Origin of the sequence: Amycolatopsis sp. NPDC051128 (assembly GCF_040682715.1) — a bacterium.
Classification (GTDB): domain Bacteria; phylum Actinomycetota; class Actinomycetes; order Mycobacteriales; family Pseudonocardiaceae; genus Amycolatopsis.
Genome location: NZ_JBFBBN010000026.1, coordinates 39,825 through 60,855, shown reverse-complemented (window position 1 = coordinate 60,855; position 21,031 = coordinate 39,825). Strand labels below are relative to the sequence as shown.

The following is a 21,031-nucleotide window of genomic DNA, read 5'->3' as shown; positions in this document are numbered from 1 at the left end:
GGCCGAAGCCTAACGGGTGTGTTCAGGCGGCCCGCATGTGCTGCGCGTAGCTGGTGTCGGGCGCGAAGATCTTCTCGAGCCGCTTCACGTACCCGCGACGCCCGGCCTCGCCGAGCCGTTCCTGCAACGCGGTGGCACCGGGGATGAACCGCCGCACCGTCTCGGCGGCGAAGTTGACCCCCGCGACGGTGACGATCACGGCCTGCGCGACCGGGTCGTTCGGGAGCCCGAGGAAGTCGGCGTTGGTCTTCCCGAGCACGAGCCGGCTGATCGACGAGTGCACGGCCACGGAGACGTGCGAGAGCACCTTCCCGACGGCACCGCGTCCCTCGCCGACGGCGGCGTTGGCCTCGACCAGCGCCTTGGCGAGCCGTTTCGAATCGTCGTCGGGGATGAACTCGGTCGCGGCGAGCAGCCACAACAGGCGCCAGGCGTCCTCTTCGCCGCTGGGCAGCAGTTCGTCGTCGACGCCCATGAGCCAGCCGATGTAGCGCCACAGGTGCAGGATGTCGCCGCGTTCACGGGCGGAGTAGCGGAGGCCGAGCAGCTGCGTGCCGAAGACGTAGACGAGCGAGAAGAGAAGGAGGGTCCCGGCGGTCTGCACCTGGTTGACGGGCCGGTCCCAGGCGTCGTAGTCCCAGTCGTCCCGCCGGTTCATGGCGGCGCGCACGTGGGCGTGCACGAGCCGGATCCGGAGGGCGGAGGCGTAGCCCTTCTCGCCGTGTTTGAGGGCGCCGGGCGTGGTGACGTCGATCCACCAGGTGGCGGTCTCGACGAGCCTGCGCGTGGCCTTGTGCTCGATCTGCCCGGTCCCGACCAGGGATTTCGTCGCGCGCGAGGCGAGGTAGCCACCCATCAGCGACATGTCCCCGAGCGGGAACAACCCGAGCAACCCGGCCCGGGTGATGGCCTTGGCCCCGCGTTCGAGCCGTTCATCGTCGACCCAGTAGGGCTTCGCCTCGACTTCGGCGAAGAAGGCCTTCAACGGCTCGGGCGCCGCGCTGTCGACGCCGTTCTTGATCGCCGCTTCGAAGAGTGCGTGTCCCTGCCCCTTCGGCTGCTGCGCCATCCAGGCGACGACGTCGTCGGCGAGCCGATCCTGGACCTGGGCGAACTCCCGCAACCGCGCGACCTGCCGCTCGTCACCCCGGATGTCGCCTTCGATGAACAGCCACCTGCCCAGCCGGAACCCGCCTTGCCGGAACAGCTCGGGCTCGTCCATGACAGCTCACCTCCGATGGCGACAACAAGTGTTGTCACTTGACGCGCCGACGTCAAGGAGGGAGGGGCCTGGACAAGGGGATCACGCCGCCGTGTATGCTGGCAACGCACTGCGGATGTAGTTCAATGGTAGAACATCAGCTTCCCAAGCTGAATACGCGGGTTCGATTCCCGTCATCCGCTCTCAGCCGAAAGCCCCGGGCGCGAAGTCCGGGGCTTTCGCATTTGTTTCAGGACCAGAAATTGTCGTCGGCGGCTTCGTCGCTCGAAACGTCCGTGAGTTCCGCGGCTTTGCCGTCGCGGATGCGGAAGACCAGGGCGTGGCGGGTGTCCAGCTGCTTCCCTTCGCGCCTGCCGGTCACGTGGTAGACCGTGACGACTTCGTCGTCGTTCGCGTACACCTCCTCCAGCTCCACCTTCAGCGTTCCGCCGCTGCGCTCGGCCAGTTGCCCGTACATGGCCAGGATCGAGTCGCGGCCCTTGTGGTCACCGGAGAACGTGTTGTGGCCGGGCATGTGCTGCACGGCGTCCGGCGCGATGATTTCCGACAGTGTGCCGAGGTCGCCCGCGGAGAATGCCTCGTAGCCCCGGCGGACGAGAGTGGCGTTCTGGTGTTCGGCCATGGATGACCTCCTCGGATAGGATGTCCGTCCATCGAACGCGCTCCCGCGGACCACGGTCAAGACTGCCCGGGCCCAGGTTTTTCAGGTGAACGGTAAGGAAAACACCCACTACGAGCCTTGTCTACTGTGGACCCAACCGGCGTCGCAGATGAGCCACGTGCGCCGCCGGCAGGCCGGTCTCCACCGCACGGTCCAACGCGCCGAAAGCCGACGGGGAACCCAAGCGGTGCAGCAACTCCGCCCGCGACGCGTGCCACCACGGGTAATCTTCGAGCCCCGCCAACCCGTCCACCAGAGCCAACGCCGCCGCCGGGCCGTCGCGTTCCGTCACCGCCGCCGCCCGGTTCAGGTGCACCACGGCCGTGTCCTGGACCGACAACAGGACGTCGTACCAGGAGATCACCGCGTCCCAGTTCGTCTCGGCGTACGACGGTGCCAGATCGTGGCATGCCGCGATCGCCGCCTGGACCACGTACGGGTTCGGCACCGACGGCGTGCGCCGCAATCCCACGCCCACCAAGGCGACGCCCTCCTTGATCAGCGCGGCGTCCCAAAGAGAACGATCTTGCGCGGAAAGCAGCACGGGCAACCCACATGCGTCGAACCGAGCCGTGCGGCGGGCGTCCTGCAACAACATCAGCGCCAGCAACCCCAACGCCGTCGGCTCGTCCGGCATCAGCTCCGCCAGCAGGCGCGCCAGGCGGACACTCTCGGCGATCAACGAAACACGACCCGTGTAACCCTCGTTGAAGATCAGGTACACCGTCGACGCCACGCCGGCCAGCCGCTCCGGCAACTCCTCGGAAGCAGGCACCCGGTAAGGGATACGAGCAGTAGCGATCTTCTGCTTCGCGCGCGTCAGGCGCTTGGCCATCGTCGCCTCGGGGACCAGCAGGCCGCGGGCGACCTCCGCGGTCGACAAACCGCCCAAGGTCCGAAGCGCCAAAGCCACCTGCGCGTCCAGCGACAACGCCGGGTGGCAGCACGTGAAGACCAGCCTCAGCAGGTCGTCGCGGACCGACACCGGGTCCGGGCCCGGGTCGACGGCGGGCATCGCGTCCGCCTCCTTCCCGAGCCGCTTCGCTTCGCGGCGGACCACGTCCACCGCTCGGCGGCGGGCCGCCACCAGGAGCCAGCCGCGCGGGTTGCCGGGGACGCCGTCGCGCGGCCACGTCTCGAGCGCGCGCACGACGGCGTCCTGGACCGCGTCCTCGGCCAGGTCGACGCTGCCGGTGACGCGGACCAGCGTGGCCAGTACCCGGGTGCCCTCTTCCCGGACCAGCCGCGCGACCGCGTCCCCGGCGCCGGTCACTTGCCGAAGTCGACGACCGGCCGGACCTCGATGGCGCCGTCCCAGGCGCCCGGGATCTGCGCCGCGACCTTGACGGCTTCGTCGAGGTCGGCGCACTCGATCAGGTAGAAGCCGGTGAGGGCTTCCTTCGTCTCCGCGTACGGGCCGTCGCTGGTGACGATGTCGCCGCCCTTGCCGCCGGTGACGCGGACCGTCGTCGCGGTCGCCGTCGGGTACAGCGCCGCGCCGCCGCGGATCACGGCCTGCGCGGCCGCGCCGAACTCGTTGTAGTCCTCCATCATCGCGGCGGCCTCGGCCTGGGTCGGGTCGACGTCGGAGGCGTAGATGATCGCGGCGTACTGGGGCATGAGGAGCTCCTCACAGGTCGTGACCGGCGCCGATCGCCGGCTCTCACTGTAAGGACGAACGGCGCGGACGTCTCCGGGACAACCGCGGCGAACTTTTCTCAGCCCTCGACGAGCTCCCAGTCGCCGTCCGGGGTCGCGCGGTCGTACACCTGGCCGGGCGCCGCCTTGAGGACGCCGCGAACGTCCGGGTACAGCTTCGCGACGTGCTCCAGCTCCAGGCCTTCGACCTCGAAGTCCTCCGCCTCGGGCACCTCGAACCCGACGAACAGCCAGGTGCCGTCCTGTTCGCGGACGACCTGGCGGACCGCGCGCACCGGCTGCCGCGAGCCGACGGGGATTTCGGTGAGGCCGCTGCTGATCTGGGCTTCGTCGTCCGGCGAGCCTTCGTACTCCCAAGCCGCGACGCGGGCCGCGAGGAGACGGCTGTCCTCTTCGTCGTCGTCGGACCCGGTCACCGACGACAGCAGCCACGTGCGCCGCTCGGGGTCCCAGTCGGCGGCCATGCCCATCGGCAGGGCCGCCAGCGCGGCCAGCTGCGGGAGCAGCCCGACGGCCTCCCGCAGCGACAGCCTGCCGAAGCTTTCGCGGTTGACCAGCACGTCTTCGGACAGCTCGGTGCCGTCGCTGATGAACCAGTCGTCCTCGTCGTCCAGCACGACGAAACCCAGCGATTCGGGGTCATCCACCAGGGCCAGCGCGATGATGACGGGCGCTTCCGGGTCCTGGCGCAGCGGCCATTCGCTCGACATGCGCCCCATCCCACCATCGCGGCGGCGCGCGCCGGGAGCCGGGGTCATCCGATCGGTTAATTCATCGGTCGTTGATATCTGCCTCCCACGGGATCATGATGGGAGCATGGTGCTCTCAAAGCGGGTCGCCCGCTTCAACCGCGTCGCGACCAACCAGGTCCTCAAGCACATCGCCGGCTGGGCGCCCGGGTTCGCCATGGTCGTCCACAAGGGACGGAAGTCCGGCCGCGAGTTCCGCACGCCGATCAACGTCTTCCGCACGAAGGACGGTTTCGTCGTCGGGCTGACCTACGGGCCCGACGCCGACTGGGTGAAGAACGTGCTGGCCGCCGGCGGCTGCACCCTCATCACCCGGCGGCAAAAAATCCACGTGCGCGGCGCCGAACTCGTGCACGATGATTCGCGGCAGGCCATGCCGGTGCCGATCCGGCAGGCCCTCGGCTTGCTGGATGTCAACGACTTTCTGCTGTTGAAACGGGAGTGAAGATGCTCGAGGGGGAGCTCGTCCGGCTACGTGCGCTCGAACCGGAGGACGCGGAGAAGATCCACGGGTGGGCAAACGACCCCGAAGTCGGCCGGTGGATGAACACCGGCCACCCACGGTCGCTCGCGCAGTATCGCAAGCGCGCCGAGGAACGCCCGGTCAACAGTTACGAGCTGGTGGTCCTCGGGATCGAGGCCGACGGCAAGCTCATCGGCATCGTCGACCTCCGGGACGCCGAGCCCGAGGTCGGCAACGCCGAGCTGGACATCTACATCGGCGACGCCGAGTACCGCAACGGCGGCGGCTACGGCACCGAAGCGCTGCGCCTGATGTGCCGCTACGGCTTCAACGCCATGCGGCTGCACATGATCACACTGTGGGTGGTCGCCGAGAACGAGATCGCGCGGCACGTCTACCGCAAAGTCGGGTTCTCCGAAGACGGCCGCCACCGCGAAGCGTTCGTCGCGGCGGACGGCCGGCGCCACGACATGATCCTGATGAGCATGCTCAAGGGCGAACTCAAGTAAGCCGGCGAGGCGCCTTCCGCCGCCATGCCTCTTCGAGCAGCTCGCGCAACTGGTCGACGTCGACGCGTTCGAGGTCGACGATGATCGAGCCGTGGCCGTCGTAGTGCGGTGTCGTGAAGAAGGCCGCGTCGCCGGAGTCCAGCAACGCGGCCTTCTCGTCGAGCCCGCACATCACGACCAGGCCACCTTCGGCCTCGGTGCGCAGCCGCGCGAACCCCTTGCCCGCCACTTTCAGCGCGGGCGTCCGGTACCAGGTCGACGCCTCGACCTCGGGGAGTCCCGAGGCCAGGCGTACGACGTCTTCCCAGGTCGTCATGGGTCCATTGTCGACCCGGTGTCTTGGAAAAAGCGGATTACGGCAGCCGGGTGATCCGGTCCGCCGCGGGCGGGGCCAGGTTCGGGTGGGCGCCCAGGTACTCGATCAGCGCGTCCAGGTCCACCGGTCCGCCGGTCAGGTCCGTGCCGTTCCTGAACTCGGTGAAGCCGTCCCCGCCGGCGGCGAGGAAGTTGTTCACCGACACGCGGAACGTCGCCGCCGGGTCGACCGGCGTGCCGTTCACCGTGATGTTCGAGATCCGCGAGCCCTGCGGCGCGGACGCCGTGTACGTGTAGTGCAGCGAGCTCGAGATCTGCAGGATGCGCGTCACCGAGCCCTGCCACTGCTGCTCCAGCACGTTCTTCAGGTTCGCGCCGGTCAGCGTGATCGTCTGCATGATGTTCGCGAACGGCTGGACGGTGAACGCCTCGCCGTAGGTCACCACGCCGTCGCCCTCGCCGTTCGGGGACGACTTGTACGTCAGGTCGGCGCGGATGCCGCCCGGGTTGGTGATCGCGATGACCGCGTTGTTCGTCCGCGTGCCCGCGAGCTGCGCGTCGGCGATGACGTCGCCGAGCGGCGACTCACCGGCCGGGTTGCCCGCCACCGGCAGGTCCGCGGTGATGGTGCCGATCTGCCGGTTCGCGATCGGCGCCGCCTTCGTCTTGGCGTCGGCGACCAGGGCCGCCACCGCCGGGTCCGGCGTGACGGTCCGCGTGACGATCTCGTTGAACGCCTTGCTCTGCGACCGCACGACGTCGCGCGTCTTGAGGCTGATCTTCAGGTCCACCACCGACAGGAGGCGGCCGAACGACGAACCCTGGATGACCGGCCGCGGCTGGCCCGCCGGGTCGTTGATCACGCAGTTGTACTGCTGGTGGCTGTGCCCGGTGAAGAACGCGTCGACCTTCGGCGTCACGGCGGCCGCGATCGCGGCGGCCGGGCCGGGCCGCAGCTTGCAGTCGTTCGGGCCCTCGACCTCGGTGCCGTCACCCTGGTGCATCAGCACGACCTGAGCCTTGACGCCGAAGTAGTCGAGCAGGTTCGAGGTGCGGTTGATCGCCTCGACCTCGTCGCCGAACTTCAGGCCCTTGATGGCCTCCGGCGTGACGACGGTCGGCAGGTCCTTCAGCGTGGCGCCGATGACGCCGATCGGCACCCCGCCCTCGAACTTCACGGTGAACGGCAACAGGGCGGGCAGGCCGTTGGTGAAGTACACATTGGACCCGAGGAACGGGAACTTCGCACCGCTGAAGGTCTTCTCGAACTGGCAGCCGTCGGTGGGGTGGCAGCCGCCGAACTGCATGCGCTGCAGTTCCTTGTACCCCTCGTCGAACTCGTGGTTGCCGACGACGGACGCGCTGACGCCCAGCATGTTCAGGAAGTCGATGGTGGGCTCGTCGTGGAACAGCGCCGAGATCACCGGCGACGCGCCGATGTTGTCGCCGGCGGACACGACGAACGAGTCGCGCACCTGCGACCGCAGCTGCTTGACGTGCGTGGCGAGGTAAGCCGCGCCGCCGGCGTCCACAGTGGTCCCGTCCGACTGCACGACGCGTCCGCTCGAGCCGGACGGCGGCTCGAGGTTGCCGTGCAGGTCGTTGAACCCGATGATCCGGACGTCGGTGGTGGGGTCCGGGCGCTGGCCCGCGGACGCGGGTGCGGTGGTCACCGCCGTCGTCGCCAGCGCGGCCGCGGCGAATACCGCGAGCCGGGTTGAAAGCCTCATGCGTGTTCTTCCTCCGATTCGCGCCCAGGGTCCCCGAACGGGCGCACGGCGGAGGATTCTGCCTCGCGGCGGAGGCGACGACCAGGGTCAAAAGACGGACGTAAAGCGAACGTCACCTAACGGCTTCCGTCGAGCAGCACCTGCGCGACGAGCTCCGGATCGTCGGACATCGGCACGTGGCCACAGCCGGGCAGCAGCCGGAACGTCCCGTTCGGCGCGACCTTCCGCAGGTCGGCGACGCGCGGCCGGGCGAGGATCCGGTCGCGCTCGGCCCAGGCGATGGTCACCGGGACGCCGGTGACCGGGCCGGCGAAGCGGAAGTCCCCTCGGGACTGCGCGGCGGTGGGCTCGAAGCCCGGGGCGGTGGCCAGCGCGTGGGCGTCCTCGACGACGACGTCCGGGGTCAGCAGTTCGGGCCGGCCGACGATCATCCCGGTCAGTGCCCTGCGCCCGGCGGCCGTCGCGGCGAGCCGGCGCACGACGTGTGGTGGCGTGCGCCCGGCGAGGGCGCGGTGGGCCTTGAGCGTGGCGATCGCGTAGACCTTCCGGGGCCGGTTCCACAGCCCGGCCGGCGACAACGCCGTGACGCTGCGGACGAGCCCGGCCTGGCCGAGCGCCAGCGACAGCAGGCCGCCGAGCGAGTTGCCCGCGACGTGCGGCCGGTCGAGCCCGAGGTCGGCGAAGAGGTTCTTGAACATCACCAGCGCGGGCTCGATGCCGTACCCGCCGGCCGGTTCGGGCGACTCCCCGAAGCCGGGCAGGTCGACCGCGATGACATCGCGATGCGGTGTGAGCAGCGGAAACACCGGCGCCCACGCCTGGCGGCGGTGGCCGATGCCGTGGATCAGCACCAGCGGTGCGCCCCGGCCCTCGCGCTCGTAGACCACGTCGTCCATCAGCCGAGGGTAAGGCGGACCTGACGGAAAAGCTACAACCTTCAGTAACAGTTACTCTGCGTCCGGACGAACCCGGGACCCGCTGTCGGCCGACCGCTGGACGGCGTCGAGCACCCGGTGCACACGCAACGCGTGCGCGAAGTCCGGCAGGTCGCCCTTGAGGTGCCGTGCGTAGGCGTGCGCGACGTTGTACGACGGCTCGGCGCCGCGCCCGGCCAGCTGCGGCAGCTCGTACCGGGCGGGCACGGTGAGCTTCTCCAGCGAACCGGTCCGGCTTCCGCGCAGCGTCAGCCTCGCGATCCAGAACAGCGGATCGGCGGCGCCGACGACCAGCGTGCCCTCGGTGCCGTTGATCTCCCAGTGGAAGTCCGTCGCGGGCGACGTCCCGCCGCGCAGGTGCAGCGACGCGACGGCACCGCCGGTCAGCACCCCGGTGACGGCGATCTGGTCCGGCGCGGTCATCGCGACGGACTCGCCGGTGACCTCGTCGCGCACGCGCGGCCGGACGGTCGCCATCGTCGCCGACAGCTCGGCGAAGCCGCCGAGCACCATGGCCAGCGCGTCGACGGTGTGCGCGAACGGGATCGTGAGCATGGTCGCGCCCCCTTCGGGGTGCAGCTGGTAGTCCCGGCCGGCGCGCACCGATGGCCCCCAGTTCGCGCCCGAAGCGATCAGCGACGTCGAAAGCACGCGGCCGACGTAGCCGTCCTTGATGAGGTCACGCAGGTAGCGCAACGCCGGCGCGGACCGGCCCTGCAACCCCACCGCGGTCTGCTTGCCCTTCGCGGCTTCGGCGAGCGCTTCGGTCTCGGCCAGGCTCACGCCGAGCGGCCACTCGCTCAGCACCTGCTTGCCGGCGGCCAGCGCGGGCTCGATCAGCGCCCGGTGCTCGGGCACCTTCACGGCGACCACGACCAGGTCGACCTCCGGGTGCCGGGCCAGCTCCCCGGCGTCGCCGAAGGTCAGCGGCACGCCGTACTTCTCGCCCGCCACCCGCGCCGACTCGGCGGTGCTCCCGCTCAGCGCGCGGAGTTCGTAGCCCTCCACCGCGGCCAGCGCGGGCACGTGCGCGGTGGCGGCCCAGCCGCCGTTCGCGCTGAGCCCGACGATGCCGACCCGGACCGGTGCCATGAGCGTTCCCTTTCGTTGCCTGCACAAGACCTCGACGTGCCGAGCGTCGTGGGCATTCCCGGGTCGGCGCAAGCCGCATCCGGTTACGACTGCCTTTTCCCACGATGACTTCGCTCACCGCGGTAACGACAGGGGGTGCGATACCGATTTCGCGAGCGATCCGTCACCTGGGGGACAAATGGGCATCGAGGTCGTACTCGTGGTGCTGGCCGTCGTCGTGCTGATGATCGGCGGCACGGTGTTCAGCGCGTGGCGGGCCGAACGCGCCACCGAAGAGGACGCCGCCGAGGACGAGACCCTGCCCTGACCGATCGGCCCGGCCGCGGGTCGGCCAGGTGGCCGATGGGCGTCCGGGCCCTCGGGCTCTTCGACCGAAGCGTGGCGGTGGCAAGATCCATAACGTCGGTGGCATGACGAACGCCCAGGTCACCGCCCTGCAGTACGGGTTCATCGGCTTCCTCGCGCTGTGGGGTTTCGTGCTCGTGCCGCAGCTGATCACCCAGCTGGCCCGGCACGGCGGCCTGCGGCCGCGCGGCATCGCCACCACGGCGGCGGTGCTGTTCTACGGCTGCATGACCCTCGCGGTCGTCTTCCTGCCGTTGCCCGGGCCCGGCGCCCGCCGGCTGAGCCAGACCGTGCAGCCGCACCCGTTCCAGTGGATCACCGACATCCACAGCGAGCTGCTCAAGCACGCCGAGCCGCTGTCGCGGTGGTTCATGACGCAGGCGTTCCAGCAGGCCTGCCTGAACGTGCTGCTGTTCGTGCCACTGGGGGTGTTCGCGCGGATCCTGTGGCGCCGTGGCCTGACCGGCACCGCGCTGATCGGCTTCGCCGCGTCACTGCTCATCGAGATCACGCAGGTCACCGCGAACTTCGGCACCGCGCCGCACGTCTACCGGATCTTCGACGTCAACGACCTCATGAACAACGCTTTCGGCGCCGGCGTCGGCTGGGTGTTCGGGGCGCTGCTGCTCACCCTGCTGCGCGGGAAGCGTTCAACGCTCGACGTGCAGCCGGCCCGGCGCGAGCGGGTCCACCTCGCCCAGGCGCGCTAACCGCGCCTTGCGCCGCAGCGCGGCCCGCTTGGCGGCTCGCCGGTCCTCGAGGACGACGACGAGGGCCGCGACGGCCAGAACCAGCGCGACCAGCCCGAGGGTGAGCGAAAGCTGCACGAAATCCTCCTCGGTACGGCGCTGTGCGGGAGATCACACAGGGTACGCAGGTTCGTGGTGAATTCGCTACCCCGGGCGATGGTGACGCGCGGCGAACCAGTTCCGGTCAGCGATGAGCCACCGCTCGAAGGTCAGGCCGGCCGCGGTCAGGACGGCTTCGAGGGCGATCCGACGGCAGGTGAACTCCTGGTCCCAGGTCCGCCCACGAGCCGAATAACGCACGGTCGCGGAGAGCAGATCACCGATGCGGGCCACGTCGGCCAGCTCGACCACCACCTCGCCGAGCCGGCCGCCCTGACCGGACGCGACGGTGTCGAACCACTCCGGCGGGTGCCACTCGACGATCAGCCGCCCGTCCGGGGCGAGGTGGCGGCGCGCGGCGGCGAGCATCGCCCGGCGGTCGGCGTCCCGCTCGGTGTTGAGCAGGTGGCTGGCGAGCAGCACCGCGTCGAACGTCCGGCCGAGGTCCAGGTCGCCGATCCGCGCGCAGACCGTCTCGGCGCGCACGTGCGCGAGCATCGCGGGCGAGTCGTCCACGGCGACCACCTCGTGCCCCAGCTTCACCAGGGGGTGCGTGATCCGGCCGGCACCGCTTCCCAGCTCGAGGATCGAGGCTCCCGGCGGGACCGCGGCGTCCACGATCTCCGGCTCGCCGCTCGGCGGCAGCACCAGGTAGCCGTCGACGGAACAGCCATCCGCGGTGACCTCCATGCTTCGAGCGTGCCGGAAACTGGACGGGTGAGCACCCGACCCACGAAGGACCAGCTGGCCGCCGCGCACAACACGACGATCCCGGATGTTCTCGCGCCCGGCCTCGACGTCCTGTTCTGCGGCATCAACCCCGGCCTCTACTCAGGCGCGCTCGGACAGCACTTCGCGCGGCCCGGCAACCGGTTCTGGCCCGCGCTCCACGCCGGTGGCTTCACCCCGCGGCGCTACGCGCCGAGCGAGCAGCACCAGCTCCTCGATCTGCGCCTCGGCATCACGAACGTCGTCGCCAGGACGACCGCGCGCGCCGACGAGCTCACCGACGACGAGCTGCGCGAAGGCGGGAAGCTGCTGGCCGGGAAGGTGCGAAGGTACCGGCCGCGGTGGCTCGCGGTCGTCGGGATCACGGCGTACCGGACCGCGTTCGGCTTCTCGAAGGCGCGTGTGGGCCGGCAGGAGCACCGCATCGGCGAAACCCGGGTGTGGGTGCTGCCGAACCCCAGCGGCCTCAACGCGCACTGGACGCCGGCCGGGCTGGCGGTGGAGTTCGCCGCGCTGCGTGCCGCGGTCGTGGCCGGTGACCAGGACTGACCCGCATCCGACGGCCGGGGCGGCTCGGCACCCCCGTCGGAGCAGGCCACTCTCGGTAGCGCCAGCAGCCCCATTCGCTCAGTTCATCCTCGGTCGAGCCACCTTCTCCCGAAAGATCTCTACCCAGAGTTTGCTGTGACCTGCGGATTGGACCGTGAGGGGGAATTGGCGTCATGAGCTGCGCAATCGCGACTCGTACCAACCAGGAGGAGTCACTTTTGGCCGGTCCCGGCAGGGGGACCGGGCGGTGCCGAACGCGAGAAACCAGGGGAACGCGTCCGGTGTCCCAGGAGCGACGGCGCAGAGACGGAGGCCGACGATGCACGGCATCGAGCCCAGCCGCAAGCCCGCCGGGCCGATCGGACCCGGCGGGCGCAGTCTCGGCGTGGCGGTCGTCGACCCGGTCCCGATCTATCGCGATGGGCTCGCCGCGCTCGTCCACCGCAGCCCGGGGCTGCACTGGGCGGGGCAGGCGGCCAGCCACCACGCCGCGTTGCAGCTGTGCGAGCAGGTCAAGCCGGACGTCGTCGTGCTCGACTCGGCCCTCGACCCGAGCTGCCACCTGACCAAGCTGCTCAACGCCGGCGACCCGGCGCTGATCCTGGTCATCCTGATCCGTGACGCGAATCGCACACAGCACTACCTCGCGGCCGCGATCGCCGCCGGCGCGCACGCGATCGTGCCCCGGTCAATCGACTCACGACGGCTCGCCGAAGCGATCCGGCGGGCGCATACCGAACGCCGGTACATCGACCCGGCGCTGGCCGCGCTCACCGCCCGGCCGAAGCGGGCGACCGCGCCGAAGGGGGACGCCGCCCACGACGCCCCACCGGCGTCGCGCGGCGGAATGCCGCTGTCCAGACGCGAATACCAGGTGCTGCAGCTCGTCGCCGAGGGTCTCGAGAACTCGGCGATCGCGAAGCTGCTGTTCCTGTCCGTGGAGACGGTCCGGACCCACGTCAAGAGCATCCTGCGCAAGCTGTCCGCGCGTGACCGGACACACGCCGTGACGATCGCCTTTCGCAGCGGGATCCTCGTCGCCAGGGCCGAGGACGGGCACGTCCCGGTGACGGCCGACACAACGGCGGCGCCGGGCAACCACTGACCCCGGTCACGCAGGTGGACGCCGAAATTCGAGGGAATTCCCGGTAATCGGGAGTGCCGTTCTCCTTGCCTTGGTTACCCGCAGGTAATATCCTGAAGTTACCGGCGAGTAAGGCGAGTATGTGCCCGGCCGGGGAGCCGAACACATTGGAGTGACGACATGGGCCACTACAAGAGCAACGTCCGAGACCTGGAGTTCAACCTCTTCGAGGTACTCGGCGTGCAGGAGCGCCTGGGCAAGGGTGTGCTCGCCGAGTCCGACGAAGAGACCGCGCGTGGGGTGCTGTCCGAGCTGAACAAGCTCGCGACCGGCCCGCTCGCCGAGTCCTTCGCCGACGCCGACCGCAACCCGCCCGTATACGACCCGAAGACGTTCAGCGTCAAGATCCCCGAGTCGTTCAAGAAGAGCTACAAGCAGCTCCTCGACGGCGAATGGTGGCGCCTCGGTCTCACCAACGACCTCGGCGGCTTCGGCCTGCCCCCGACCGTGCAGTGGGCGGCCTCCGAGCTCATCCTCGGCGCCAACGCCCCGCTGTTCATGTACATGGCGGGCCCGAACTTCGCGATGATCGTGAACAAGAACGGCACCGAAGAGCAGAAGCACTGGGCCCAGTTCATGATCGACCGCGCCTGGGGCGCCACGATGGTGCTGACCGAGCCGGACGCCGGCTCCGACGTCGGCGCGGGCCGCACCAAGGCCACCCAGCAGGAGGACGGCTCCTGGCACATCGACGGCGTGAAGCGGTTCATCACCTCCGCCGAGCACGACATGAGCGAAAACATCATGCACCTGGTGCTCGCTCGCCCCGAGGGACCCGGCATCGAGACCAAGCCGGGCACCAAGGGCCTGTCGCTGTTCCTGGTGCCGAAGTTCCACTTCGACTCGAAGACCGGTGAGCTGGGCGAGCGCAACGGCGCCTACGTCACCAACGTCGAGCACAAGATGGGCATCAAGGCCTCGACGACGTGCGAGCTGACCTTCGGCCAGCACGGCACCCCGGCCAAGGGCTGGCTGCTCGGCGAGGTGCACGACGGCATCGCGCAGATGTTCCAGGTCATCGAGTACGCCCGGATGATGGTCGGCACCAAGGCCATCGCGACGCTGTCGACGGGTTACCTCAACGCGCTCGAGTACGCCAAGGAGCGCGTCCAGGGTGCCGACCTGCCGAACATGCTGAACAAGGCCGCGCCGCGCGTCACCATCACGCACCACCCGGACGTCCGCCGCTCGCTGATGCTCCAAAAGGCCTACTCCGAGGGCCTCCGCGCGGTGTACCTGTACACGGCGTCGTTCCAGGACCAGCTGTGGACCGGCGAGGGCGACCAGAAGCTCGCGCAGGGCGTCAACGACCTGCTCCTGCCGATCGTCAAGGGCGTCGGCTCCGAGCGCGCCACCGAGCAGCTCGTGCAGTCGCTGCAGACGCTGGGCGGTTCCGGCTTCCTGCAGGACTACCCCATCGAGCAGTACCTCCGTGACGCCAAGATCGACTCGCTGTACGAGGGCACGACCGCGATCCAGTCGCTGGACTTCTTCTTCCGCAAGATCGTCCGCGACAAGGGCCAGTCGCTCGCGTTCGTGGCCGGTGAGATCACGAAGTTCATCGAGTCCGAGGCGGGCAACGGCCGGCTCAAGAACGAGCGCGCGCTGCTCAAGCAGGCCCTCGAGGACACCCAGGGCATGCTCGGCTCGCTGATCGGCTACCTCACCGCGTCGCAGGAGGACGCGCAGAGCATCAACAAGGTCGGCCAGCACACGGTCCGGCTGCTGATGTCGGTCGGCGACCTGCTCATCGGCTGGCAGCTGCTCAAGCACGCCGAGGTCGCCATCGGCAAGCTCGACGCCGGCGCGTCCGCCAAGGACGTCCCGTTCTACGAGGGCAAGATCGCCGTGGCCTCGTTCTTCTCGAAGCAGGTGCTGCCGGAGCTGACGGCCCGCCGCGCGATCGTGGAGGCCGCCGACAACGCGCTCATGGAGCTCGACGAAGCCGCGTTCTGATGGTCACGAAAAGGGCTCTCTCCGCGCGGGGAGGGCCCTTTTCGTGTTTCAGGGCCGTGCGGTGCGGGCATTCCGCTCACCGAGTCCGACGGACCCGAGTGGCCGGGTTCGCGGATCCTTGAGAGGAGAAAGTGATGACTGTCGCCGGCATCGTCAGCGCCATCATCGTCGGGCTGATCATCGGTGTTCTGGGCCGTTTGGTCGTTCCCGGCAAGCAGAGCATTCCGATTTGGCTGACCATCGTGATCGGTATCATCGCCGCGTTCATCGGCACGGCCATCGCGCGCGGTCTCGGGTACGCGGACACCAACGGCATCGACTGGCTGGAAGTCCTCACCCAGGTCGTCCTCGCCGCCATCGGTGTCACCATCGCCGCCGGCGCCTACGGTCGGCGTGGTGTAACGAGGTAGCATCCCGGATCCCTGGCCCGGTCCGGTTCGCGCGCGGCGAACGGGACCGGGCTTTTCCGTGTCAAGCCGCACTACCGCCTGACGGCCAGGCCCGCGCCGACGAGCAACAGCGCGGCGGCGCAGGTCATCGTCGTGGTGAGGGCGGTCGCGGACGACGTCGCGGCCAGCGTCAGGAACAGGCTGCCGAACGTGGCCACACCGACGACCTGGCCCAGCTGCAGCGTGGTGGTCAGCAGGCCGCTGACGTCCGCCGCGCGCTCGAGCGGGACGTGCGTCAGCGCGTTCACCATCAGGGAGCCGAACGCGGGTCCCATCGACAGCCCGAACAGCAGCAGTGCCACGAAGAACAGCGTCCCGCCGTCCCGGCCCAGCGCCAGCAGCGCGTACGCGATGGCGGATCCCGCGTAACCGCACGGGGTCAACCAGGCGTGCGCCCGTCGCGGCAGCCGGTTCCAGAAGAACCCGCACAGGCCGAAGACGACGCCACCGGGCGCCATCGCCAAGCCGGCGGCCATCGCCGTCTTGCCGAGGCCCGACTGCAGGTGCAGTGCCACACAGAAGAGGAACCCGCCGTAGGACGCGACGCCTGCCGCGAGCGTGGCCAGACCGGACGCGACACCACGGATCCTGAGCACGGCCAGGTCGACGAGCGGGTCGCGCACACGGCGTTCCACGACCACGAACAGCACGGCCAGCAGGACGCCCGCGACGATCGAACCGTACGACCAGGCGGGCCAGCCGGTTTCGTGCCCGAGCACCAGCGGCAGCACGACGAGCACCACCGACGGCACGGCGATCGCGAGCCCAGCGAGATCGAGCCGGCGGCCCGCCTTCGCGGCGCCGCTGGGCAGCAGTTTGATCGCGAGCACGGCCACGAGCACGCCGATCGGCACGTTCACCAGGAAGATCGGCCGCCAACCCGCCCCGAACAGGTCCGCGCCGACGAGCACGCCGCCGAGCACCTGGCCGGACACGAACGCGACGGAGATGACCGCGGTGTACGCGCTGAGCGCCTTCGCCCGCGCGGGGCCGGTGAACTGCGCCTGGATCACGCTGATGACCTGCGGCATCATCAAGGCCGCGCCGGCGCCCTGCGCGATCCGCGCGACGATCAGCACGCCCGCGCCCGGCGCGAGCCCGCACAGCAGCGAGCAGACGGTGAACGAGACGACACCGGTCACGAACAGCCGTCGCCGCCCGTACAGCTCGCCCAAGCGGGCGCCGGTGATCAGCAACATCGCGTAGCCGACGGTGTAGCCGGAAACGACGAGCTGCAACGCGGCGCCGGACGTGTGCAGATCGGTGCGGATGTCGGTCATGGCGACGTTCACGACGGTGACGTCGAGCAGCGCCATGAACTGGCCGAGCAACAGAACGGCCAGCATGAACCACGGCCGCCGGTCCGGCCGGGCGGCCCGGTCCGCGGTGGCCGGGACAGAGGTGGTCAGTGTCATGCCCTGACCCTGCGGCTCTTTCCGCCCGGACACCGAGAGCCTGGGGATGCTGGTACTCCCAGCACCTGGTTCGGCGGAAACTGTCGTACCCCTCCGCCATGATGTCCGCATGACCGACACGCAGGTCCACACGAGCCGCCGGGAGGAACTCGGCAGGTTCCTCAAGGCGTGCCGGGCGCGGATCAGCCCCGAAGAGGTCGGGCTCGCGCCCGGCCCGCGCCGTCGCACGAGCGGGCTGCGGCGCGAGGAAGTGGCGCTGCTCGCCGGCGTCGGCGTCACCTGGTACACGTGGCTCGAACAGGGGCGGCCGATCAACGCGAGCGCGCAGGTGCTCGACGCGGTGGCTCGCACGCTGCGGATGGACCACCCGGAGCGGGAGCACCTCTACCGGCTGGCGGAGCTGACGCCGTCGCGGCTGCCTTCGTCGGTCGAAGTGGTGCCGGACGCGGTGCGCGAGGTGCTGCGCGCGCTGGATCCGCTGCCCGCCACGGTGGTCAACGGCCGGTTCGACGTGCTGGAGTCGAACGCGGCCCAGGACGAGCTGTTCTGGGAGTGGCACAGCCTGCCGTGCCTGCACAAGAACCTGCTGTGGTGCTGCGTGACCGAGCCGAACGCGCGGCAGTTCCTCCTGAACTACGACGAGGAGGTTCCCCACATGGTCGCGCGGATGCGCGCCGAGTACGGCAGGCACGTCGGTGACCCGTCCTGGGAAGAGGACATCCGGCGGCTCTCGGCGCTGAGCCCGGAGTTCGCCGGCCTGTGGGCCCGGCACGAGGTGGCCGAACCGCGCCCTCGGCTGCGTCGGCTGCACCACCCGCAGGCCGGCCGGATGAGCTTCCGGCTGACCGAACTGGCGGTGTCGGAGGTACCGGGTCTGCGGGTCCAGGTGTCCACTCCGGACGACGCGGCCACCTGGGCGCGGCTGCCTTCGACGCGGCGGGAGGGATCGTGACCCTGCTCGACCTGAGCGGTCAAGGGCTGACTTCGGTGCCCGAGGTTCCGCACGACGTCACCCGGCTCGATCTCTACTCGAACGAGATTTCGTCGGTGCCCGCGTCGCTGTGGGAACGCACCGGGCTGGAGGTGCTCAACCTCGCGGCGAACCGGCTGTCTTCGCTGCCGCCGGGGATCTCCGCGCTGACGTCGGTGCACACGCTGGACCTGGCGCACAACCAGTTCGACTCGCTGCCGGCGGAGCTGGGTGAGCTGGCCGGGCTCACCGAATACCTGTATGTCAGCGACAACCGGCTGACGGAGTTCCCGGACGCCTGGTGCCGCTTGGGGAAGCTGCGGTACCTGGGGTGCACGGACAACCGGCTCACCGCGCTGCCCTCGGACCTGTCCGGGTTCTCTTCGCTGCGCGAACTCCGGTTGTACCGCAACTCGTTGGCCGAACTGCCGGAGTCGATCGGTGCTCTCGGCGCGTTGCGGGAGCTGCACCTGCGGGGCAACCGGCTCGCGGCACTACCGGATTCGATCGGCGAGCTGGGCGAGCTGCGTCAGCTCGACCTGCGGGAGAACGCGCTCACGACGCTGCCCGCGTCGCTCGCCCGGCTGTCCAAACTGGACAAGCTGGATCTGCGGTGGAACAAGCACTTCCGCGAGCCGGCGTGGCTGCGTGACTTCGAGGAGGCTGGTTGCATGGTCCTTCGCTGACAACTCAACAGAGAACCGTCGGACGCGGACCGTAGGTCGCCGTGTGCGAATTGCGGCGGATCTCGGCGCCGCTCGCGACGTCGTAGAGCACGCGCGTGTCGGTGACGCTGAAGCCGGGCGTGCCGATCGCCGGCAGGCACGGGTCGGCTCCGCCGGAGCCGAACTGGACCGGCGGCGGGTCCCCGGGCGTCTGCGCGCCGGTCTGGCCCTCGACGCGGTAGTGCCGGGTGCCCCAGATCCGGACCGTCACGGAACCGCCGGAAACCGTGGCCTGGATCGCGAACCCGGTCGGCGCGTCGTTGGTCAGCTTGAGCTCGGCCGGGCTGCCATCGGCGTTGACGGCCTTGGCGTCGCGGCCGGCCGGGTAGCGGTCGAGGTAGTGGTCGTGCTCCAGGTGACCGCCGTCGGTCAGGCCCGCGAGGTAACCCGCGTTGTACAAAGTGGACGCCAGCTGCGAGACGCCGCCGCCGACCACGGTGGCGCCGGTGCCGTCCTCGTCGACGGGGGCGGGCACGTAGCCGCTGTCCGCGGTGCGCGGGCCGGAGCGGCCGCCGAGGCTGAACGTCTCGCCGGGCTTGACGATCGCGCCGGACACACGCGCGGCGAGCGTCCGGTTGTTCGTCTCGGCCGGACCCGCCAGGCCGCCGGTGGTGAACTCGCCGATGACCTCGGTGATGCCGAGGGCACCCGCGGCTTCGGTGGTCACGCCGGGCGTCGACGCGTTGTAGACGACCGGGAGGACTCGCCCGTCGGTCTTCTTGAGCACGTCGATCAGCGGCAGGAAGGTCTTCTCCCAGTCGATCTTCCGCGCGTCTTCGGACGGCTCGACCGTCGGCTGGTCGCCGGTGAAGACGATCTGCGCGTCCTTGCCGTCGGTCTCGGTGCTCGCGAGGCCGTCCTTGAGCGCGGCCCGCAGCTTGCCCTGGTCGACGCGGACCTCGAGGGCGCCGCCCTCGACCGGCGCGAACTGGAACGACGACGCGATCGCCACCGGCTTCAGCGGGACGTCCTTGCCCTGGCCGTGCACCACGACCGGCTTCGCCACCGCGGGCACGACGATCTGCTGGTAGGCCGCCTGCACCCCGGCCGCGGTGGCCCGGACCGGTGTGATCGCCATGGGCAGCTTGACCCCGCGCGGGTCCAGCCAGCGGTCGGTGACGGTCTTCACGGCGCCGGCCAGGTCAGTCAGCTGCTGGCCCTGCCGCGGGATGACCGGGTACGGGGTGACGCCGCCGTCGCTGCCCGGGATCGGCATGAACCCGACCGCGCCTTCGGTGGCCGGGTGGTTGAGCCTGCCCTCGGCCAGTTCGCGCACCGCCTGGCTGATCTGGTCGGGGTCGGTGCGCGTGGCGACGCCGACCTCGCGGCTGGTGAAGAAGGACATGATCCGCGTGATGGGACTGAGCGGCTGGTGCCCGGCGAGGCCGAGGGTGTTCGGCCAGTCGAGGCCGAGACCGGAGCGCGACGGCACCAGTTCGGTCTGCACATCCCCACCGTGGACGACCACAGGGCGGGTCAGCCGCGGCTCGAGTTCCTTGCGCAGCTTGGCTTCCGCCTCGGCGTGGGTCAGCCCGCCGACGTCGATACCCGCGACGGTCACCCCGCGCGGCACGTCACCGGCACTGGCGAGCAGGTCGATCGTGTAGAGGATCACGAACATGCCGAGCGCGAGGCCGATGGCCATCATCGTGCGGGCGAGACCCCGGCGCATGCGGGTGCCCGTGGTTTCCGGCGCCGGCGGCGGCGCGGGCGTTTCGAGCAGCTCACCGAGCAGATCATCGGCGAAGAGATCACCGGTCGCGGCCGGCTCGGCGGGAGCTTCCGCTGCCCCGAGAACGGCGGGCGCTTCGACAACGGTTGGCGCTTCGGCGGCGGTCGGTCCGCCAACGACGGTCGGCTTTTCGACAGCGGCCGGCGCTCCGGCAGTGGCGAGTTCCCCGGCAGCGAGCTCCACCTGAGCGGTGGGCTCCTCGGCGACGGATTCCACCGGAGCGGCGAACTCCCCGGCATCGGACTCCACCGGAGCGGCGAACTCCCCGGCATCGGACTCCACCAGAGCAGTGAGCGCCTCGGCATCGGACTCCACCGGAACAGCAAGCTCCCCGGCGACGGACTCCACCGAAGCAGCGAACTCCCCGGCAGTGGTCGATTCCTCCGGAGCCGATTCACCCGGCGACGGCGACAGCGCTGAATCCGGCGCCGGGTCGCGCGCGTCGGCGCGTTCGGTCAGCTCGTCGTTTGCCACCGCCCCCGCCCTCCGCGGGACCCGACCTACAGGTAGAGCCCCGTTCCGTGTTCGGTCCGCTCGGTCGCCATGGCGTGAATGTCGCGTTCGCGCATCACCAGGTGCCCTTCGCCCTGGATCTCGACCTCGAGCTGATCCTCCGGGTTGAAGAGCACGCGGTCGCCGGTCTTGACGTTCCGCACACTGTTCCCGACGCCCAGTACATCACCCCAGGCGAGCCGGCGCGCGACCTGCGCGGTGGCGGGGATCACGATGCCGCCGCTGCTGCGGCGCTCACCCTCTTCGGGGGACAGCCGCACGAGCACACGATCGTGCAGCATCTGGATCTCGAGTTTCGGCCCGTCAGACACGGCGTGCATG

Annotated in this window: 24 protein-coding genes and 1 tRNA gene; 11 read left to right on the top strand and 14 right to left on the bottom strand. The window is 69.9% G+C overall.

The genetic code is table 11. The features are described 5' to 3' along the window. Positions 1-22: 22 nt before the first annotated feature. On the bottom strand, positions 23-1,222 hold the full coding sequence (locus AB0M82_RS25120) for an oxygenase MpaB family protein (RefSeq protein ID WP_364726307.1): 1,200 nt from the start codon (positions 1,220-1,222) through the stop codon (positions 23-25). A gap of 111 nt (positions 1,223-1,333) precedes the next feature. On the opposite strand from AB0M82_RS25120, the gene AB0M82_RS25115 reads away from it, so the two are divergent. Next, positions 1,334-1,404, top strand: a tRNA-Gly gene (locus AB0M82_RS25115). Positions 1,405-1,451: 47 nt separating this feature from the next. Here the strand turns inward: AB0M82_RS25115 and AB0M82_RS25110 are convergent. From AB0M82_RS25110 to AB0M82_RS25095, 4 genes are all read right to left on the bottom strand, one after another. Beyond that, positions 1,452-1,844 carry a nuclear transport factor 2 family protein gene (locus AB0M82_RS25110; RefSeq protein ID WP_364726304.1) on the bottom strand — a complete coding sequence of 131 codons (393 nt, stop codon included), beginning with the start codon at positions 1,842-1,844 and terminating at the stop codon, positions 1,452-1,454. Between the two features lie 121 nt (positions 1,845-1,965). Continuing rightward, entirely contained in the window at positions 1,966-3,156 is a 1,191-nt protein-coding gene (locus AB0M82_RS25105) for a DUF6596 domain-containing protein (RefSeq protein ID WP_364726302.1), read from the bottom strand. Then, on the bottom strand, positions 3,153-3,503 hold the full coding sequence (locus AB0M82_RS25100) for a YciI family protein (RefSeq protein ID WP_364726299.1): 351 nt from the start codon (positions 3,501-3,503) through the stop codon (positions 3,153-3,155). Before AB0M82_RS25100 ends, AB0M82_RS25105 begins: the two co-directional genes overlap by 4 nt. A gap of 98 nt (positions 3,504-3,601) precedes the next feature. Next, positions 3,602-4,252 (bottom strand): hypothetical protein, encoded by a 651-nt coding sequence (locus tag AB0M82_RS25095; protein ID WP_364726296.1) that lies wholly within the window; start codon positions 4,250-4,252, stop codon positions 3,602-3,604. A 106-nt stretch (positions 4,253-4,358) separates the two neighbouring features. Here AB0M82_RS25095 and AB0M82_RS25090 point away from each other — a divergent pair, with 106 nt between their 5' ends. Continuing rightward, positions 4,359-4,736, top strand: a complete 378-nt coding sequence (locus AB0M82_RS25090) for a nitroreductase family deazaflavin-dependent oxidoreductase (RefSeq protein WP_364726294.1) — start codon at positions 4,359-4,361, stop codon at positions 4,734-4,736. A gap of 2 nt (positions 4,737-4,738) precedes the next feature. After that, a complete protein-coding gene (locus AB0M82_RS25085) occupies positions 4,739-5,263 on the top strand; it encodes a GNAT family N-acetyltransferase (RefSeq protein ID WP_364726291.1) in 525 nt (174 codons plus the stop codon). Here AB0M82_RS25085 and AB0M82_RS25080 read toward each other — a convergent pair. From AB0M82_RS25080 to AB0M82_RS25065, 4 genes are all read right to left on the bottom strand, one after another. Continuing rightward, positions 5,256-5,579, bottom strand: coding sequence for an MmcQ/YjbR family DNA-binding protein (locus AB0M82_RS25080; RefSeq protein WP_364726288.1), 324 nt, complete (start codon positions 5,577-5,579; stop codon positions 5,256-5,258). The genes AB0M82_RS25085 and AB0M82_RS25080 overlap by 8 nt on opposite strands. A gap of 37 nt (positions 5,580-5,616) precedes the next feature. After that, positions 5,617-7,308, bottom strand: a complete 1,692-nt coding sequence (locus AB0M82_RS25075; protein WP_364726285.1) for a bifunctional metallophosphatase/5'-nucleotidase — start codon at positions 7,306-7,308, stop codon at positions 5,617-5,619. 116 nt (positions 7,309-7,424) lie between these two features. Beyond that, positions 7,425-8,204 carry an alpha/beta fold hydrolase gene (locus AB0M82_RS25070; RefSeq protein WP_364726283.1) on the bottom strand — a complete coding sequence of 260 codons (780 nt, stop codon included), beginning with the start codon at positions 8,202-8,204 and terminating at the stop codon, positions 7,425-7,427. A gap of 51 nt (positions 8,205-8,255) precedes the next feature. After that, positions 8,256-9,335 (bottom strand): Gfo/Idh/MocA family oxidoreductase, encoded by a 1,080-nt coding sequence (locus AB0M82_RS25065; RefSeq protein WP_364726280.1) that lies wholly within the window; start codon positions 9,333-9,335, stop codon positions 8,256-8,258. A gap of 178 nt (positions 9,336-9,513) precedes the next feature. Here AB0M82_RS25065 and AB0M82_RS25060 point away from each other — a divergent pair, with 178 nt between their 5' ends. Next, entirely contained in the window at positions 9,514-9,642 is a 129-nt protein-coding gene (locus AB0M82_RS25060; RefSeq protein ID WP_364726278.1) for a hypothetical protein, read from the top strand. A gap of 103 nt (positions 9,643-9,745) precedes the next feature. After that, positions 9,746-10,390, top strand: coding sequence for a VanZ family protein (locus AB0M82_RS25055; RefSeq protein ID WP_364726275.1), 645 nt, complete (start codon positions 9,746-9,748; stop codon positions 10,388-10,390). Here AB0M82_RS25055 and AB0M82_RS25050 read toward each other — a convergent pair. Then, positions 10,331-10,507 (bottom strand): hypothetical protein, encoded by a 177-nt coding sequence (locus tag AB0M82_RS25050; protein ID WP_364726272.1) that lies wholly within the window; start codon positions 10,505-10,507, stop codon positions 10,331-10,333. The two genes, AB0M82_RS25055 and AB0M82_RS25050, sit on opposite strands and share 60 nt — an antisense overlap. Positions 10,508-10,573: 66 nt before the next feature. After that, positions 10,574-11,218, bottom strand: a complete 645-nt coding sequence (locus AB0M82_RS25045; protein WP_364726269.1) for a class I SAM-dependent methyltransferase — start codon at positions 11,216-11,218, stop codon at positions 10,574-10,576. 27 nt (positions 11,219-11,245) lie between these two features. Between AB0M82_RS25045 and mug the strand changes: the two genes are divergently transcribed. The 4 genes from mug (at position 11,246) to AB0M82_RS25025 (ending at position 15,316) form a co-directional block, all read left to right on the top strand. Next, the gene (gene mug, locus AB0M82_RS25040; protein ID WP_364726266.1) at positions 11,246-11,806 is read left to right on the top strand and encodes a G/U mismatch-specific DNA glycosylase; all 561 of its coding nucleotides are present in this window, start codon (positions 11,246-11,248) and stop codon (positions 11,804-11,806) included. 319 nt (positions 11,807-12,125) lie between these two features. After that, on the top strand, positions 12,126-12,911 hold the full coding sequence (locus tag AB0M82_RS25035) for a response regulator transcription factor (RefSeq protein ID WP_364726263.1): 786 nt from the start codon (positions 12,126-12,128) through the stop codon (positions 12,909-12,911). 159 nt (positions 12,912-13,070) lie between these two features. Then, on the top strand, positions 13,071-14,906 hold the full coding sequence (locus AB0M82_RS25030; protein WP_364726260.1) for an acyl-CoA dehydrogenase: 1,836 nt from the start codon (positions 13,071-13,073) through the stop codon (positions 14,904-14,906). Positions 14,907-15,040: 134 nt separating this feature from the next. After that, the gene (locus tag AB0M82_RS25025; RefSeq protein WP_364726257.1) at positions 15,041-15,316 is read left to right on the top strand and encodes a GlsB/YeaQ/YmgE family stress response membrane protein; all 276 of its coding nucleotides are present in this window, start codon (positions 15,041-15,043) and stop codon (positions 15,314-15,316) included. Between the two features lie 71 nt (positions 15,317-15,387). Here the strand turns inward: AB0M82_RS25025 and AB0M82_RS25020 are convergent, their stop codons facing one another. Then, positions 15,388-16,770 carry an MFS transporter gene (locus AB0M82_RS25020; RefSeq protein WP_364726254.1) on the bottom strand — a complete coding sequence of 461 codons (1,383 nt, stop codon included), beginning with the start codon at positions 16,768-16,770 and terminating at the stop codon, positions 15,388-15,390. Between the two features lie 109 nt (positions 16,771-16,879). Between AB0M82_RS25020 and AB0M82_RS25015 the strand changes: the two genes are divergently transcribed. Both AB0M82_RS25015 and AB0M82_RS25010 read left to right on the top strand, forming a co-directional pair. Next, complete coding sequence (locus AB0M82_RS25015) at positions 16,880-17,722, top strand: helix-turn-helix transcriptional regulator (RefSeq protein ID WP_364726251.1); 843 nt, start codon at positions 16,880-16,882, stop codon at positions 17,720-17,722. Then, complete coding sequence (locus tag AB0M82_RS25010; protein ID WP_364726248.1) at positions 17,719-18,426, top strand: leucine-rich repeat domain-containing protein; 708 nt, start codon at positions 17,719-17,721, stop codon at positions 18,424-18,426. Before AB0M82_RS25015 ends, AB0M82_RS25010 begins: the two co-directional genes overlap by 4 nt. A gap of 4 nt (positions 18,427-18,430) precedes the next feature. Here the strand turns inward: AB0M82_RS25010 and AB0M82_RS25005 are convergent, their stop codons facing one another. After that, entirely contained in the window at positions 18,431-20,671 is a 2,241-nt protein-coding gene (locus AB0M82_RS25005; RefSeq protein ID WP_364726245.1) for a VanW family protein, read from the bottom strand. Between the two features lie 26 nt (positions 20,672-20,697). Further along, on the bottom strand, positions 20,698-21,030 hold the full coding sequence (locus AB0M82_RS25000; RefSeq protein ID WP_364726242.1) for a co-chaperone GroES: 333 nt from the start codon (positions 21,028-21,030) through the stop codon (positions 20,698-20,700). Position 21,031 lies beyond the last annotated feature (1 nt).